The sequence below is a fragment of the Thioclava sp. ISO4 genome (assembly GCF_058105145.1).
Genome location: NZ_CM176571.1, coordinates 2,155,087 through 2,169,648, shown reverse-complemented (window position 1 = coordinate 2,169,648; position 14,562 = coordinate 2,155,087). Strand labels below are relative to the sequence as shown.

At 65.4% G+C, this 14,562-nt stretch carries 15 protein-coding genes; 7 read left to right on the top strand and 8 right to left on the bottom strand.

Annotation, left to right across the window (positions count from 1 at the left end):
• Positions 1 to 46: 46 nt before the first annotated feature.
• The 3 genes from AC2TZ7_RS10700 to AC2TZ7_RS10690 form a co-directional block, all read right to left on the bottom strand.
• Positions 47 to 1,585, bottom strand: a complete 1,539-nt coding sequence (locus AC2TZ7_RS10700; protein WP_489866807.1) for a tripartite tricarboxylate transporter permease — start codon at positions 1,583 to 1,585, stop codon at positions 47 to 49.
• A gap of 9 nt (positions 1,586 to 1,594) precedes the next feature.
• The gene (locus AC2TZ7_RS10695) at positions 1,595 to 2,026 is read right to left on the bottom strand and encodes a tripartite tricarboxylate transporter TctB family protein (protein ID WP_078599173.1); all 432 of its coding nucleotides are present in this window, start codon (positions 2,024 to 2,026) and stop codon (positions 1,595 to 1,597) included.
• Between the two features lie 67 nt (positions 2,027 to 2,093).
• Complete coding sequence (locus AC2TZ7_RS10690) at positions 2,094 to 3,059, bottom strand: Bug family tripartite tricarboxylate transporter substrate binding protein (RefSeq protein ID WP_489864195.1); 966 nt, start codon at positions 3,057 to 3,059, stop codon at positions 2,094 to 2,096.
• A gap of 115 nt (positions 3,060 to 3,174) precedes the next feature.
• On the opposite strand from AC2TZ7_RS10690, the gene AC2TZ7_RS10685 reads away from it, so the two are divergent.
• The 3 genes from AC2TZ7_RS10685 to AC2TZ7_RS10675 are packed head-to-tail and all read left to right on the top strand — an operon-like array spanning position 3,175 to position 6,309.
• Positions 3,175 to 3,855: a response regulator transcription factor gene (locus tag AC2TZ7_RS10685; RefSeq protein WP_489864194.1), complete on the top strand. Its 681-nt coding sequence runs from the start codon at positions 3,175 to 3,177 to the stop codon at positions 3,853 to 3,855.
• The gene (locus AC2TZ7_RS10680; protein ID WP_489864193.1) at positions 3,842 to 5,260 is read left to right on the top strand and encodes a sensor histidine kinase; all 1,419 of its coding nucleotides are present in this window, start codon (positions 3,842 to 3,844) and stop codon (positions 5,258 to 5,260) included. The genes AC2TZ7_RS10685 and AC2TZ7_RS10680 overlap by 14 nt, the downstream gene beginning before the upstream one ends.
• On the top strand, positions 5,257 to 6,309 hold the full coding sequence (locus tag AC2TZ7_RS10675; RefSeq protein WP_489864192.1) for an ABC transporter substrate-binding protein: 1,053 nt from the start codon (positions 5,257 to 5,259) through the stop codon (positions 6,307 to 6,309). The genes AC2TZ7_RS10680 and AC2TZ7_RS10675 overlap by 4 nt, the downstream gene beginning before the upstream one ends.
• A gap of 7 nt (positions 6,310 to 6,316) precedes the next feature.
• Here AC2TZ7_RS10675 and AC2TZ7_RS10670 read toward each other — a convergent pair whose 3' ends face one another.
• The 3 genes from AC2TZ7_RS10670 to AC2TZ7_RS10660 are packed head-to-tail and all read right to left on the bottom strand — an operon-like array spanning position 6,317 to position 9,032.
• Positions 6,317 to 6,790 carry a flavin reductase family protein gene (locus AC2TZ7_RS10670; RefSeq protein WP_078519234.1) on the bottom strand — a complete coding sequence of 158 codons (474 nt, stop codon included), beginning with the start codon at positions 6,788 to 6,790 and terminating at the stop codon, positions 6,317 to 6,319.
• Complete coding sequence (locus tag AC2TZ7_RS10665; RefSeq protein ID WP_489864191.1) at positions 6,777 to 7,406, bottom strand: FAD synthetase; 630 nt, start codon at positions 7,404 to 7,406, stop codon at positions 6,777 to 6,779. Before AC2TZ7_RS10665 ends, AC2TZ7_RS10670 begins: the two co-directional genes overlap by 14 nt.
• Before the next feature lie 60 nt (positions 7,407 to 7,466).
• Positions 7,467 to 9,032, bottom strand: coding sequence for a 4-hydroxyphenylacetate 3-hydroxylase N-terminal domain-containing protein (locus AC2TZ7_RS10660; protein ID WP_489864190.1), 1,566 nt, complete (start codon positions 9,030 to 9,032; stop codon positions 7,467 to 7,469).
• A gap of 159 nt (positions 9,033 to 9,191) precedes the next feature.
• Here AC2TZ7_RS10660 and AC2TZ7_RS10655 point away from each other — a divergent pair, with 159 nt between their 5' ends.
• The 4 genes from AC2TZ7_RS10655 (at position 9,192) to AC2TZ7_RS10640 (ending at position 12,847) form a co-directional block, all read left to right on the top strand.
• Positions 9,192 to 9,938: an IclR family transcriptional regulator gene (locus AC2TZ7_RS10655; RefSeq protein ID WP_158522059.1), complete on the top strand. Its 747-nt coding sequence runs from the start codon at positions 9,192 to 9,194 to the stop codon at positions 9,936 to 9,938.
• 129 nt (positions 9,939 to 10,067) lie between these two features.
• Positions 10,068 to 10,937 (top strand): dioxygenase family protein, encoded by an 870-nt coding sequence (locus AC2TZ7_RS10650; protein ID WP_489864189.1) that lies wholly within the window; start codon positions 10,068 to 10,070, stop codon positions 10,935 to 10,937.
• An 88-nt stretch (positions 10,938 to 11,025) separates the two neighbouring features.
• Positions 11,026 to 12,207, top strand: a complete 1,182-nt coding sequence (locus tag AC2TZ7_RS10645) for a muconate/chloromuconate family cycloisomerase (protein WP_489864188.1) — start codon at positions 11,026 to 11,028, stop codon at positions 12,205 to 12,207.
• Positions 12,208 to 12,211: 4 nt separating this feature from the next.
• Positions 12,212 to 12,847 (top strand): glutathione S-transferase family protein, encoded by a 636-nt coding sequence (locus tag AC2TZ7_RS10640; RefSeq protein ID WP_489864187.1) that lies wholly within the window; start codon positions 12,212 to 12,214, stop codon positions 12,845 to 12,847.
• 27 nt (positions 12,848 to 12,874) lie between these two features.
• On the opposite strand, the gene AC2TZ7_RS10635 is transcribed toward AC2TZ7_RS10640, so the two are convergent.
• Together AC2TZ7_RS10635 and AC2TZ7_RS10630 are read right to left on the bottom strand one after the other, a co-directional pair.
• Complete coding sequence (locus AC2TZ7_RS10635; RefSeq protein ID WP_489864186.1) at positions 12,875 to 13,762, bottom strand: LysR family transcriptional regulator; 888 nt, start codon at positions 13,760 to 13,762, stop codon at positions 12,875 to 12,877.
• Between the two features lie 177 nt (positions 13,763 to 13,939).
• The gene (locus AC2TZ7_RS10630; RefSeq protein WP_489864185.1) at positions 13,940 to 14,554 is read right to left on the bottom strand and encodes an acetylating acetaldehyde dehydrogenase; all 615 of its coding nucleotides are present in this window, start codon (positions 14,552 to 14,554) and stop codon (positions 13,940 to 13,942) included.
• Positions 14,555 to 14,562: the final 8 nt, after the last annotated feature.

Sequence of the window (14,562 nt, the reverse complement as noted above, 5' to 3'; positions counted from 1 at the left end):
CAGGCCCCGCTTGGGAGGAGCGGGGCCTGCGTTTGGGGGTGCGGTCTCAGTCCGAGATCGCACCCTCGTCATCGCGGCGCTCATGCATCCGCGCCTTCACGAAGCGGCTCAGGAACAGCGGCAGGATGAAGCCCACGATCGCCACGGTCCACAGACCGATCGCCAGCGGGCTGCCGACCAGCGTCCAGTAATCGCCGTTCGAGATCGTGACCGCCCGGCGCAGGTTGTTCTCCATCGTATTGCCGAGGAGCGTGCCGAGAATGATCGGCACCAGCGGCACGTCGAGCTTGCGCAGCACCCAGCCCATCACGCCGAAGCCGATCATCACCAGCAGATCGAAGCTGGAGCCGGAGATGCCGTAGATCCCCACGAAGGACACCATCGCGACGATCGGCATCAGGATGCGCGGCGGGATCATCAGCACGCGGGTGAAGATGCCCACCATCGGGATATTCATCGCGAGCAGCATGAAGTTGGCGATAAACAGCGCCGCGATCAGGCCCCAGACCACGTCGGGGTTGTTCTGGAACAGCAGCGGTCCGGGCGTGATGTTGAGCGACAAAAGCACCGCCAGTAGCACCGCCGTGGTGCCCGAGCCCGGCACGCCAAGCGCCAGCATCGGCACAAGCGCCCCGCCTGCGGCCGCGTTATTGCCCGCCTCGGGGGCGGCCACACCACGCGGATCGCCCGTGCCGAAGGTGTTCTTGCGGTCCACCAGCTTCTTCTCCATCGAGTAGGAGATGAAGGAGCCCAGCGACGCCCCTGCCCCCGGCAGCACGCCCGCGACGAAGCCGAGGAAGGACGAGCGCAGCATCGTCGGCGTCGTCTCTTTCACCATCTTCCACGGCGGCGTGATACGCCCGACCGAGACCTTGTGACCCGCGCCGGTGGCCGAGCCGTGGCGGTGCTCGAGGAAGATGAACACTTCCGACAGCGCGAAGAGGCCGACGATGGCGACGAGGAAATCGAGCCCGTCATAGAGGTGGACCTCGCCGAAGGTCAGACGCGGCACGCCGGTCTGGGTATCCACCCCGATCACCGACAGGCCGAGGCCCAGCATCGCGGCAAAAGCCGATTTCGCCTGATTGGTCGAGGAGACCCCGCCCAGCGTGGCAAAGGCCAGCGCAAACAGCGCGAAATACTCCGCCGGTCCGAACAGCAGCGCGAATTTCACCAGCTGCGGCGCCAGCAGGATCAGCCCCCAGGTCGCGAAGAAGGCGCCCACGAAGCTCGCGATGCCCGACAGCGACAGCGCCTCGCCCGCAAGGCCCTTCTTGGCCATCGGATAGCCGTCGAGGCAGGTCATCATCGCAGGCTCATCGCCCGGAATGTTCAGCAGGATCGAACTGATCCGCCCGCCATACATCGCCCCGTAATACACGCTCGTCAGCAGGATCAGCGAAGGCGTGGCCCCCAGCCCCAGCGTGAAGGCCAGCGGGATCAGGATCGCGACGCCGTTAGACGGCCCGAGACCGGGCAGTGCGCCCATCATGGTGCCGAGGAACGTGCCCAGCAGGGCGAGCAGCAGGTTCTCGAAGGTCAGAGCGGTGTGAAAACCGTCTGCGAGTGACATTAAGGTGTCCATCATTTCACCTCAGAAACCGAAGGGGCCGCTGGCGAGCGAGAGGCCCAGAACCAGCTTGAAAATTACGTAGATACCGATCGAGGTGGCGACGCCGACGACGACGGATTGCAGCGGCCCTGTGCCCAGCCGCCAGGTCAGGTAGGCGCTGGCAAAAGCGGTCGCGATCAGGAAGCCCACGACGGGCAGAAACTCGGCATAGAGGATCATCACCACAACGGCGGCGAGGATTTCGGCGAGCCGGGCGAGGCTCGGCCAGACCGGGTCGGGATCGGGGCGCAGCAAGATCACGAGCGAGGCCAGCCCGAGGATCACCGCGATCACCAGCGGGAAGGTTTTGGGCCCCACCGCATCCGACAGGAAACTTTCTTGGATTTGCAGCGTCGCCCAGCCGTAGAACAGCGCGAGGCACAGGCCGACGGCGCCGAAGATGCGATCACTCATGATCCCCTCCCTTGGTATGAAGGCGCGGCGGCGCTCGAAAGCCCGCCGCGCGCATGGGTTGTCTCGCTTACTCGATGATGCCGATCTGGCGCGAGATATCCTGAATCTGCTGGACCGAGTTCTGCACGAAGCTCTCGAATTCAGCGCCCTGCAGGTTGAGCGGGGCCAGACCGTTGGCCGCCATCACCTGCTTCCACTCGTCGGAGGCGTAGAGCTGGCCGACCTTGTCGACCCAAGCCTGATAAGCCTCGTCGGACATGCCGCCCGGCGCGTAGAAACCACGCCAGTTCGCGCCGATCGCATCGATGCCCTGCTCTTTCGCGGTCGGGAATTTCGAGAATTCACCCTCCAGGCGCTCGGGCGCAAGCACCGCGATCACGCGGATATCGCCGGAGTCGACGAAGCCCTTGGCTTCCGACAGATCGCCGGTGAAGGCCTGCACCGAACCGGCCAGAAGCTGGGTCACCGCTTCGCCGCCACCGTCGAAGGCGATGTACTTGACCTGACGCACATCGTCGATGCCGTACGCGTCCGCCGCGATCAGCACCTTGAGGTGATCCCAGCCGCCCACGGCCGAGCCACCCGCGACCGAGACGCTGGTCGGGTCGGCCTTGATCTTGTCGAGCAGTTCGGGAAGCGTCTGGATGTCGCTGTCGGCTGCCACGGCGATCACGCCGTAATCCGCGCCGATCGAGCCGATCCAGCGGACCTGATCCATCGAGTTGCCCGGATAGGCGCCTTGGGCCAGACGGGTCGCGGTGGCCGAAGAAGCCGCAACGATCAGGTTGTCGTCGTCATTGCGCTTGTTCACCACTTCGGCGAAGGCCACGCCACCGCCGCCACCGGCGAGGTTCACGACCTGCATGGTCGAGTCGATGAGGCCCAGATCCTGCATGGATTTGCCGACCTGACGGCAGGTGAAGTCCCAGCCGCCGCCGGGGTTCGCGGGTGCGATACATTCTTGCGCCGAGGCGCCGGTCGCAACGGTGAGCGCCGCGGCAGCAATCGCCGCGCGCATGAGTTTAAAAGCCATGATATGTCCTCCACTGTCTGCCCGTTGCCTCCCGCAGCGGGCTATGGACCGGGGTTTTACCGCTTGAACCTGTCACGAACCTGTCACAGGCTCAGAGCCGGAATAGGGAGGACGGATGCGGCTCTTGCTTGTCGAAGATGCCGAGGAGCTGGCCGAGGCCACGCAGCGCAGGCTTGCGCGCTCGGGCATGGCCTGCGATCTCGCCGCCACCGTCGAGGAAGCGCGCGACTTTCTGGAGGTGCAGGCCTATGACGCGGTGATCCTCGACATCAACCTGCCCGATGGCACCGGCACCGACCTCTTGCGCGAGATGCGCGCGCAGGCCGCGATGATGCCGGTGTTGATGCTGACCGCGCAGTTCTCGGTCGATGACAAGATCTCCGCCTTCCAGCTCGGGGCGGACGACTATCTCGTAAAACCCTTTGATCACCGGGAGTTGGAGGCAAGACTTCATGCGATCGGGCGGCGGCAGACGGCGGATCGCTCCGCCGATCTGGAACTCGGCCATCTGCGCTACAACGCGACGGCGGGCAGCGCGACGGTCGGGGATCAGCCGCTGAAACTGACGGGGCGCGAATTCGCGCTTCTGGGCCTGCTGATGCGCAATGCGGGGCAAGTGATGTCGAAGGACCGGCTGCACGAGGGACTCTACGCCTTCGACGATGCGGTGCCGGGCGACAATGCGATCGAGCTTTATATCGCGCGGCTGCGCAAGAAGATCGCGGGCAGCGGGGTGGAGATCGAGACCCTGCGCGGACGCGGCTACCGTCTGGCGGCGCGCGATGGCGATGTCTGACGGCGCGCGCTCCCGCGAGATCGGCATTTCCGCCACGCGCTCGCTGACCGCGCGGCTTGTCACCGGGCTGTCGGGGCTGATGATCATCGGCGGGTTGATCCTCGCGCTGGCGGCCTTCGCCTATGGGCGCGCAGCGGCGCGCGACGCCTTCGACCGGCTGCTGGTGGGCGCGGCCAATGACATCGCCGCCTCGATCTCGATCCGCGACGGCGCGCCGGTGGTCGATCTGCCGGTCTCGGCCTTCGAGCTGCTGGCCCTCGCCCCCGACGACCGCATCGCCTATCAGGTCAGCGGCCCGAAAGGCGCTGTGCTCACGGGCTACAAGGACCTGCCCCGCCCCGGCACGACCGCACAGGATTCCGAGCTTTACGATGCCCGCTTCAAGGGAGAGCCCGCGCGCTACATCCGGGTCACGCGCCGTTTCGCGGAACGCCAGTTCTCCGGCACGGTGGAGGTGATCGTCGGCCAGACCCTGCGGGCGCGCACCCAGCTTGCGCTCAGCATCACCCGCAACGCGCTTGGCGGGCTGGCGGTCGGCGGCATTGCGATGCTCGCCTTCGCGATCATCATCGTGCATAGCGCTCTGCGCCCGCTGGAGCGGCTGGCCCATCGCATCTCGAAACGCGATCCGCAGGACCTCACCCCGATCCGCGCCGCCGTGCCGCGCGAGGTCGATGTGCTGGTGCAGGCCACGAACGGGTTCATGGGGCGGCTGGACCGGCAATTCGCCACGATGAAAAGCCTGATCTCGGACACCGCGCATCAGTTGCGCACCCCCGTTGCGGCCCTGCGCGCGCAATCCGACCTCGCCGCCGAGGAAGACGACCCGGCGCAGCGCGCGCAGATCGTCGCGAAGATGCATTCCGGCACGGTGCGGCTGAGCCGCCTGCTCGATCAGATGCTGTCGCGCGCGCTTGTGATCCACCGCGCCGACAGTGCGCGGCGCGCGCGGGTCGATCTGCGCAACATTGCCTTGGATATCTTCGAGGAAGGCGATCACGCGGCCCTCGCGCCGGGGAGCGAAATCCAGCTGGAGATCGCCGAGGCGGAGGTACCCGTGCTGGCCGATGAGCTTTCGCTGTCGGAGGCCGCGAAGAACCTGCTGGGCAATGCGCTGTCGCATGGCGAGGCCCCGGTCACGATCGGCGCAGAGTTGCGCGACGGGCGCGCCCGGCTGTGGGTGCGCGACGCAGGCCCCGGACCCACGCCCGAGCTGCGCGCGCGTCTGGGCGAGCGTTTCGCGCCGGGACACCCGGACACGCGGCGGCGTGGTGCGAGCAGCGGGCTGGGCCTCGCCATCGCGCAATCGGTGGCGGAAACCTATGGCGGCACGCTCGAGATGGAGAGCGATGCGGCAGGCTTCACCATCGCGATCACCCTGCCCCAGGCCGAGGAGACCACATGATCCGCGCGCTCCTGTCCCTGACGCTCTGGCTGAGCCTGAGTGCCGCCCTCGCGGCCGCCGAGCCCGAAGCCGTCCGCACCTTCGGCCCCGATCAGCCCGCGCGCGAGATCACCCTGCGCACCACGACCGATGTCGGCATCCTCGCCCCCGCCGTCGAGGCGTTTCTGGACACCCAGCCCGGCCTCGCGATCCGGTTCGAGCAATGGGGCTCGAACGATCTCTACGAGATTTCCGAGGCCGATTGCGCGTCCGGCAAACCCGGCGCCGATCTGGTGATCAGTTCCGGCGTGCAGCATGTGGTGAAGCTGGTAAACGACAATTGCGCCGCTACCTGGGTCTCGCCCGAGACCACGGCGCTGCCGAAGGAGCTGCGCTGGCGCGATCAGGTCTGGGGCATCTCGCGCGAGCCTGCGGTGATGATCTACAACCGCGCGCTGGTCCCGCCCGAGGACGTGCCGCGCACGCGCTTTGATCTGGTCGACCTGCTGCGGCCTGCGCAATCGCCCTACAGGGGCAAGGTCGCGACCTATGATATCGCGGATTCCGGGCTGGGCTTCCTCTTCGCCTTTCTCGACAGTCAGGAGGCCAGCACGTTCGGCGCGCTGATGGAGGCCTTTGCGCGCTCCGGCGCGGTCGCCACCTGCTGCTCAGCCGAGATCATCGACGGCGTGGCGGGCGGGCGCTACCTGATCGCCTATAATATCCTTGGCTCCTATGCGGCGCAGGCGGCGCGCGACAATCCCGATCTGGGCATCATCGCGCCTGCCGATTACACGCTGGTTCTGTCGCGTGCAGCCTATCTGCCGGGGCGCGAGCCCAATCCCACCGCCGCGAAACTGCTGGATTTCCTGCTCTCGCCCGCAGGCAAGCGGGCGCTGGCGGAGACCAAGCTGATCGACCCGATCACGCGCGACGGCGGCGGTAGCGACAGCGACGAGACGCTCGCGCTGCAACGCCTCATCGCGCTTGGCCCGCCGCTTCTGGTCGCGACCGACACGATGAAAGCCGCGCGTTTCCTCGAACGCTGGCGGGACATCTTCGCGCAATAGCGTTGGCCTAGCTCGCCAGCGCGCCGAACTTGCCGCCGCAGAACAGAAGCGGCCGGGCCTCCAAATCGCGCTCGATCTCGACGACCTTGCCGATGAAGAGCGTGTGATCGCCCGCCTCCACCTCCTGCGCGACCTCGGTCACGAAAACGCAGGCAGCCCCCGGCACCACGGGCATCCCGGCGCGCTCGATGAAGGGATCGTTATGCGCCGGATCGTGGCGGCCCGCGAAATGCATCGCCAACCCTTCCATCTCGTGATTGAGCACCGAGACCGCGTAGCGCCCCGAGGCGCGCACCTTCTCGCGCAGCTTGCAGTTATGATCGAGCGAGATGGTGATCAGCGGCGGGTCGAGAGAGACCGACATGAACGCATTCGCCGTCATTCCGTGATCGCCATCTTCGGTGCGCGTCGAAATCACCGTCACGCCGGTTGCGAAACTGCCGCAAGCGTCGCGCAGATCGCGCGGATCAATTCCGGACATCGAATTCCTCCCCAAATCTCATATCCTGTGTCAGAAGCGCGCCGGACATCAGTGCGGCGGCATCCGTCGAGCCTTGAAGCGCCACGGCCTCGCGCGACCGGCCTTCGGCGCGCAGGCCCCGGATGCGCGTCGACGAGATGACCTCGCCCCCTTCGCACAGCACCGCCGGCGCCAGCGTCACGTCGAAGCGCTCGGCCAATGTCGTCACGCAGCCCGCCTGTTTCGCGCCGAAGCGGAAATCCGCGCCGACATGGATGCGGGCCGGGTTGATCCGCGCCAGATCGTCCAGAAAGGCTTGCGGGCTGCGCGCCGCGTAGCTTTTGCAAAACGACGCCAGCACGATGTAATCCGGCCCGAGCCGCGCGATCCGCGCGAGTTTCTCCGAGACCGGCGACAATTGCTTGGCGCGCCCGAAGAACGCTTTCGGCGGCGGATCGAAGGTCCAGACGACCGACGCCACGCCTGCCGCCCGCGCCTCGGCCACGGCGCGCGAAATCAACGCCTGATGGCCGCGATGGACGCCGTCGAAAGCGCCGATGGTGAGGACGCTCGCGGGCAGCGCGATCTGATCGTCGCGCAGTACCTGCGTCTTCATCCCTGTGAAATCCAAACTCATGGGGCTCCTCCTTCCCCGGGGTCGTGGGCCGCGCGAGGATCCCGCGCAGCCCCTTCAGTCTCAGGCCTGGAACCCGCCCTTGAGGCGGTTCACGTCCCAGGGGTTCACGAGATCCTTCGACACCCAGCCGTCGAGGTCGTATTCGCTCATGAAATTGTCGACGAGGCCGCGCATCATATCCAACTCGCCCGTGGCCTGAGCGGTGAACATCGTCTCCATGCGGATCGCTTCGTAATTGCCCGCATAGTTGCTCTCGTAGAGCTCGTGACGGCCACCGAATTCCGAGCCGATCGCGTCCCAAAGAAGCTTCAGCAGCTTCACCCGGTCCACCGCGACCATCCCGTTCGAGCCGCGCACGAAGCGGTCGAGATAGGGGCGCACGTCTTCCGATTGGAAGTCGAGCGTCGAGGACGGCAGGTAGATCAGACCCGAGGCCACGTGGCGCTCGATCAGTTCCTTGATCCGGGAATAGGCCATCGGCGCAAAGACGCGGTAAGCCATCGCCGAGGACGATTTCGGCGCGAGATAGCCATCGGTGCCGACCCAGTCGTCGGGGTTCATGACCATCGCGTCCGAGAGCCCCCAGAACAGGTTGCGCCAGCCGATCACCTCGCCCACCGCCGTTTGCGGGCCGCGGAAGCCGCCTGCCCCGGTCGCGTCCAGCGCCTTGGAGAACAGACCCGCGATGAAGTCGAGCTTCACCGCCAGACGGGTGCAACCATGCAGCGTGAAGCGCGGCACGAAGCCGGACGCCGGGAAGAAGCCATTCACCTTCTCGATATCGCCATAGAGGAACAGGTTTTCCCACGGCACGAGCACCTTGTCGAAGACGAGGATCGCGTCGTTCTCATCGAGGCGCGAGGACAGCGGATAGTCGAAGGGCGTGCCCATGACGGCGGCGTTCAGCTCGTAGGACGCGCGCGAGATCAGCTTCACGCCGGGGCTGTCCATCGGCGCGGTGAAGGTCAGCGCGAACTTCTTGTCTTTGATCGGCACGCCGTAATAGCCGATGAAGTTGTAATGCGTCAGCGCCGAGCCGGTCGCGACCACTTTCGCGCCCGAGACCACGATGCCCGCATCGGTCTCCTTCTCGACCTGCATGAACACGTCGCCGGTCTCCTCAGCCGGCAGGTGACGGTCGATCGGCGGGTTGATGATCGCGTGGTTCCAGTAGTCGAGACGCTCCTGCGACTTGGCATACCAGTTCTTCGCGTTCTGCTCGTATTCTCCGTAATAGCCGGAATTCGCGCCCAGCGTGCCAAGGAAGGCCGCCTTGTAATCCGGCGCCCGGCCCATCCAGCCATTTGCGACGCGCTGCGTCTCTGCGATGGCGTCGCGGCCCGCGATCAGGTCTTCCTTCGTCTTCGCGCCCTTGAAGAACGGGTGCGTCCATCCGCCCGAGCCGGTATCGGTGGGCCGCCCGATCGTATCCTTCTCGGCATGGAGCTTGTCATACCAGCGCGCCACCATGCGCGACGAGTTGCGAAACGCCGGGTGCTTGGTGACATCCTTGACGCGCTCGCCATGGACATAGACCTCACGGGCGTCCTGCAGACTGCTGAGATATTCGTCACCGGTATAGGGGGTCGTGACGCCGCTCTGGGCGTCTTTCACTTGGTCTTTCATGGTTCCTCCTCCATCAGGTCGGATGAACGAAAGACATGTCCGACCTGTCCCCTTCACGGTGCCGGAGCCGGGCTGATACCGAAAGGTATCGACAAATACCGCGACTTTTTCCGGCAATACCGGAATTCTGAGACCCGAAATCACCGCGGGAGGGTCCAGATGAAGACATTACGCAAGGTCGGGGAGCTTTTGCGCCAGTTTACCGCCGCTCAGCCGGAGCATTCGGTCACGGATCTGTCGCGCGCGATCGGCAATTCCGTGAGCGGCACGCATGACCTCGTGAACGGTCTGGCGCGAATCGGATTGCTGCGAAAGGTCGAGCGCGGGCGCTATCGGCTGGGTCCGCTGGTCGCGACGCTGAACCGCGCGCTGGAAGATAGCTCGGCGCTGACGGAGGCCGCGCGGCCCGTGCTGGCGGCGCTCTGGCGCGACTATGGCGAGACGCTGCACCTGACCTTGCACGATCACGGGCGGCTTCTGGTGCTCGACGCGCTGGAGGGCACGCAGGCGCTGCGGGTCTCGCGCGAGGCGCTGGGGTCGTGGATCGCGCTGCATGACAGCCCGCCGGGGATGCTGCATCTGGCGCAGTTCTCCCCGGCCCAGCTCGATGAATATCTCGACCGGCACACGCGGCCCGGCTCGCGGCTGGAGGATCGCGCACGCCTGCGCGCGGAGTTGGATGCGCTCGCACGCGACGGGTTCAACGCAGGCGCGCCGAAGGACGAGGCGGATGTGATCTGCGTCTCGGCGCTGATCCGCGACCACATCGCCCAGCCCGTCGCGGTGCTGGTCATCTCGGTCCCCCGCTCGCGCCACGAGGTCCAGCCGCGCGCTTTCCGCAATATCGCCCTGGGCGCCGCACGGACGATTTCCGAACGCCTAGGGTATGAACTTCGGCCAAACTGAACCTTTGAGGTATCACAGGATACCGCGCACCCGTCTGGTCCAAGCCGCGTGCGCCATGCAAATCTCTCCTTATCGAATTGAAGGCGCCGCCCGGAGGAGGGCCGCCCACCGCATCCGAGGAGGAGACTTATGCGCAACGTAACCGTGGATAATGTGACCGATGTGGTCATCGACTCGCTGGGCCAGCACGCCACGCTCGAGCCGCGCCAGCGCGAGATCATGGAAAGCCTGATCAAGCATCTGCACGGGTTCTGCAAAGACGTGAACCTGACCCATGACGAATTTCTCTATGCCTGCGACTATCTCGGCCGCGCCGGTGCGCTGTGCTCGGATAAGCGTCAGGAATTCATCCTGCTGGGCGACATCCTCGGCGTCGAAGTGCTCGTCGACATGCTCTCGAACCCGATCTCGGGCGACGAGACCGTCTCGACCGTGCTGGGGCCGTTCTTCCGCGAGAACGCGCCGGTGATGCCGAAAGGCGCCTCGACCATTCAGAAGAACTTCGAGGGTCAGGAAACCGTCTATGTCGAGGGCTATATCCGCGACAACAAGGGCAACCCGATCCCCGGCGCGATCATCGACGTCTGGGAAGACGCGCCGAACGGTCTCTACGAGAACCACGACCCCGATCAGCCCGAATATAACCTGCGCGGCCGTTTCGAGAGCGACGAGAACGGGCATTACGCCTTCACCGCGATCCGCCCCGTGCCCTACCCGATCCCCGGCGACGAGACCGCGGGCGAGCTGATCCGCTACATGGGCCACCACTGCATGCGCCCGGGCCATATCCACATGATGGTCACGCGCGAGGGCTACCGCCCGCTGATCTCGCAGATCTACGACGCCGATAGCGATTATCTCGACAATGACTCGGTGTTTGCCGTGAAAGAGGACCTGATCGGCAAGTTCGAGAAGGCGCCCGAAGGCTCGGACACCGATCTGGTTCTGCGCTTCGACTTCACGCTGGGCAATCAGGCTCAGGCGATGGCCGCGGAATGATCCCGATGATGTAACGAGTTCCCGGCGCCGCAAGCGCGGCGCCGGATTTACCTTGAAGACCAATGACATATTTCGAAGGACAGAGCCGATGACTACGCCCGGCGTTGCGAAACTCGCAGATCATTTTCAGGGCGCGGACGCCCATGCGGGTCGCCAGATCGCGAAGATCGAGACTATGATCGTCGATTGCCCGACGACCCGGCGTCACAAGCTGTCCAACACGGAAATCAACTTCCAGTCCTATGTGATCGTGCGCGCCGAGCTGGCCGACGGATCGGTCGGCTGGGGCGAGGCTTCGACGCTGGGCGGTCCCCGTTGGGCCGAGGAGAGCGTCGAGGCGATGAAGGCCAATATCGACACCTATCTCGCTCCGGCGCTGGCGGGTGCGAATGCGCTCGATTTCGAGCTGAACGCCGCCAAGATGGCCAAGGCCGCGAGCCGCAACAACGCGGCGCGCGCCGCGGTGGATGCTGCGCTTTACGATGCGGCCGGGCACTCGCTCGACCTGCCGGTCTCGGTCCTGATGGGGGGCGCGGTGCGCGACAAGATCGAGGTGATCTGGGCGCTGGCCTCGGGCGATGCCGATCAGGAGATCGAGGAAGCCAACCGCAAGTTCGACGCACGCGAGCATCGCCGCTTCAAGATCAAGCTAGGCTTCAACACCCCCGATCAGGACATGATCCGCCTGCGCAAGATCGTCTCGGCGCTGGAGGGCAAAGCCACCGAGATCATCGTCGACGTCAATCAGGGCTGGACCGAGGCGGTCGCGATCCGCTACCTGCCGCAGCTGGCCGAGATGGGCGTGTCGCTGATCGAACAGCCGCTGCGCCCGGGTCTGATTGCGGCCACCGCGCGCGTGGCCGCGCGCGCCGCAATCCCGATCATGGTCGACGAAGCCGCCTTCACCGGCCCCGATATCATCGCCAACGGCATCGCTGCAGCCGGTTCCGTCTATTCGCTGAAACTGGTGAAATCGGGCGGTCTGAACGAGATCAAGCGCGCCGCCGGGATCGCGCAGGCCTGCGGGATGGAGCTGTATGGCGGCTGCCTGATCGAAAGCGGCATCGGCGCCGCGGCGCATCTGGCGGTTTTCTCGACCCTGCCCCGGCTCGAATGGGGCTGCGAGCATTTCGGCCCGAAGATCCTGAAAACGGACCTCACCGGCGGAGAGATCGGCTTCGCCGATTTCCACGTCCATTGCCCGGCCGGCCCCGGCCTCGGGATCACGGTGAACGAGGACGTGCTGGCCTCCGTCGCGCGGAAAGGCTGAGCCGATGCCGATCCTGCACTGGTCCCCGCGCTCGCCTTACGTCCGCAAAGCAATGGTCGCGCTGCATGAGAAAGGTCTCGCCGATAAGGTCGAGACCGTGCGCACCCATGCCGATCCGGTGATCCCGCATGAGGGGCTGATGGCGATCAACCCGCTGTCCAAGATCCCGACGCTGGAGCTGGAAGACGGCCGCGTGCTGTTCGACAGCCATGTGGTCTGCGAATGGGCCGATCTGGAGAGCGCAGACGGCCCGCAGCTTTTCCCCGCCGATCCCGCCGCGCGGCTCGAGGCCGAGCGCGACGAGGCGCTGGGAACGGGGCTTCTGGATGTCGCGCTGCCGTGGCTGGTGGAGCTGAAGATGCGCCCCGAGGAACAGCGGTCCGAGCAGATGCTCGCCGTCTACCGGACCAAGATGAACCGGGTTGCGGATTGGCTGGAAGGTCATGCCCCGCGGCTGACCGAGCGCCCCTTCGACATCGGTCATCTGAGCATCGGCGTCGCGCTGTGCTATCTCAATTTCCGCTTCGACGGTGAGGGCTGGCGCGAGGGGCGTCCGGAGTTGGCCAATTGGCATGCGGGCTTTGTCGAACGCCCCTCCGTGCAGGCCACGACCTTCCGCGACGACCCGCGTCCGACTTAATGCATCGCTTTAACTTCGCGCCGCAACCTACTGTTTGCGCGCGAATTTCCGTGTCACTTCCAGAAAGTGCATCACCTGCGGCGCGCGATTGTCGAGCCGCGCATGCACGGTCAGACCGGTCCCCGGATTATAGCCCTTATAGGGCCGGAAGATCACGCCGGGGCGCTGCGTGCGCGACACCGATTGCGGCACAACCGCGATCCCCACGCCCACTGACACAAGACTGATCGCGGATTGGAAATCCTGCGCCAGATCGACGGCCTTCGGCTTGAACCCTTCGCGCGCGCAGATATCGAGCACGACATCGGCATAGCTGGGCCGGGGCTTGCGCGGATAGAGCACGAAGGTCTTGTCGGCGAGGTCGGCGAAATGGATCTCGGCGCGGGTGCCGAGGTCGGAATTGTCGGGCAGTGCGAGGATCAGCGGCTCGGTGCAGAGCGGCTCGCGGCGGAACTCCTCGTCGTCGAGGATCGGCCGCGCCACCGCGATGTCGATCTCGCGGCTCACAAGCGCAGTATGAAGCTCGGCATTGTTCATCGCCGAGAGCTGCAGCTCGACCTCCGGATAGAAGGATCGGTAGGATTTGATCAGCGTCGGCAGCACCCCATGCGAAGCCGATCCGACAAAGGCGATCCGCAGCCGCCCGCCCGCACCGGAGCCCACCATCTTCGTCTCGCGATAAGCCGCATCCAGCCGTTCGAGCAGTTGCCGCGCGTGATCCTGCAACACCTCGCCCGCCTGCGTCAGCCGGATCTGACTGCGCGAGCGGTCGAAAAGCTGCACCTCCAGCTCGGCCTCCAGCGCCGCGATCTGGCGCGACAGCGGCGGCTGCGCGATATCGAGCCGGTTCGCCGCGCGTCCGAAATGCAGTTCCTCGGCCACTGCGAGGAAATATCTGAGCCGCTTGAAGTCCATTCCCACGCCTCCTCCCGTTGATACCATATAGGTCATAACGGAACCCTCCTCACTATCGCAAAAGGTATTGGATAATGCCGGGCACGAATGAGGGCTCGCGCCCGGCCGGGGAGGATCAGAAGACCTTCAGGAAACGCAGCTCCGCGACCACGTCGTTGCGGAACCCGCCATCGCTGTTCACGTCCTTCGCCAGCATCCCCTGCACCTGGACGGTCGGGGTGACGAAGGTATTGGCATAAAGGCGGAGCTGATCGCGTTCGAGGTGGTGAAGGTGAACTCGTCGAGGTTCGCCCGCGTGCCCGGCCCGATGGATTTCGAGCTGAGCGAGGCGATGATCTCGGCATATTCGACCGTTTGCACCGCGCCCACCGCCGAGACGATCGGGATCGTCGCCTGACCCGCGCAGGAGATCATGTTGACGTTCATCGGCGTGGCCTTGGCCAGATCGCCAAGGTTCACCGGCGGCACGCAAAGCGGGCCGATCGCGGCGGGCGTCAGGTCGACCATGAACACGCCCACCTCGTTGATCTTGCGCGAGTTTTCGGCGCGGACATAGGCCGAGGTGGCATCGAATGCGATCTGGATACCGTCTGCCTCGACATGGGGCAGCAGCCCGTCGACGCCTTCATGGGTGACCTTCAGCCCCTTGTCTTTGGCCCGCTTGAGGCCGTCGGAATTGGGATCGATCCCGACCATCCAGACCGGCTCCAGCACCTCCGAGCGCAGCAGCTTGAACATCAGGTCGGTGCCGATATTGCCCGATCCGATCAGGGCACATTTGATCTTGTTCATCTTGAACC

Coding starts and splice junctions, on each gene's coding strand:
- AC2TZ7_RS10635 (WP_489864186.1), bottom strand. CDS start 13,762: ATGGACTTCAAGCGGCTCAGATATTTCCTCGCAGTGGCCGAGGAACTG.
- AC2TZ7_RS10630 (WP_489864185.1), bottom strand. CDS start 14,554: ATGAACAAGATCAAATGTGCCCTGATCGGATCGGGCAATATCGGCACC.
- AC2TZ7_RS10650 (WP_489864189.1), top strand. CDS start 10,068: ATGCGCAACGTAACCGTGGATAATGTGACCGATGTGGTCATCGACTCG.
- AC2TZ7_RS10695 (WP_078599173.1), bottom strand. CDS start 2,026: ATGAGTGATCGCATCTTCGGCGCCGTCGGCCTGTGCCTCGCGCTGTTC.
- AC2TZ7_RS10660 (WP_489864190.1), bottom strand. CDS start 9,032: ATGAAAGACCAAGTGAAAGACGCCCAGAGCGGCGTCACGACCCCCTAT.
- AC2TZ7_RS10680 (WP_489864193.1), top strand. CDS start 3,842: ATGGCGATGTCTGACGGCGCGCGCTCCCGCGAGATCGGCATTTCCGCC.
- AC2TZ7_RS10690 (WP_489864195.1), bottom strand. CDS start 3,059: ATGGCTTTTAAACTCATGCGCGCGGCGATTGCTGCCGCGGCGCTCACC.
- AC2TZ7_RS10700 (WP_489866807.1), bottom strand. CDS start 1,585: ATGGACACCTTAATGTCACTCGCAGACGGTTTTCACACCGCTCTGACC.
- AC2TZ7_RS10645 (WP_489864188.1), top strand. CDS start 11,026: ATGACTACGCCCGGCGTTGCGAAACTCGCAGATCATTTTCAGGGCGCG.
- AC2TZ7_RS10685 (WP_489864194.1), top strand. CDS start 3,175: ATGCGGCTCTTGCTTGTCGAAGATGCCGAGGAGCTGGCCGAGGCCACG.
- AC2TZ7_RS10670 (WP_078519234.1), bottom strand. CDS start 6,790: ATGTCCGGAATTGATCCGCGCGATCTGCGCGACGCTTGCGGCAGTTTC.
- AC2TZ7_RS10675 (WP_489864192.1), top strand. CDS start 5,257: ATGATCCGCGCGCTCCTGTCCCTGACGCTCTGGCTGAGCCTGAGTGCC.
- AC2TZ7_RS10640 (WP_489864187.1), top strand. CDS start 12,212: ATGCCGATCCTGCACTGGTCCCCGCGCTCGCCTTACGTCCGCAAAGCA.
- AC2TZ7_RS10655 (WP_158522059.1), top strand. CDS start 9,192: ATGAAGACATTACGCAAGGTCGGGGAGCTTTTGCGCCAGTTTACCGCC.
- AC2TZ7_RS10665 (WP_489864191.1), bottom strand. CDS start 7,406: ATGAGTTTGGATTTCACAGGGATGAAGACGCAGGTACTGCGCGACGAT.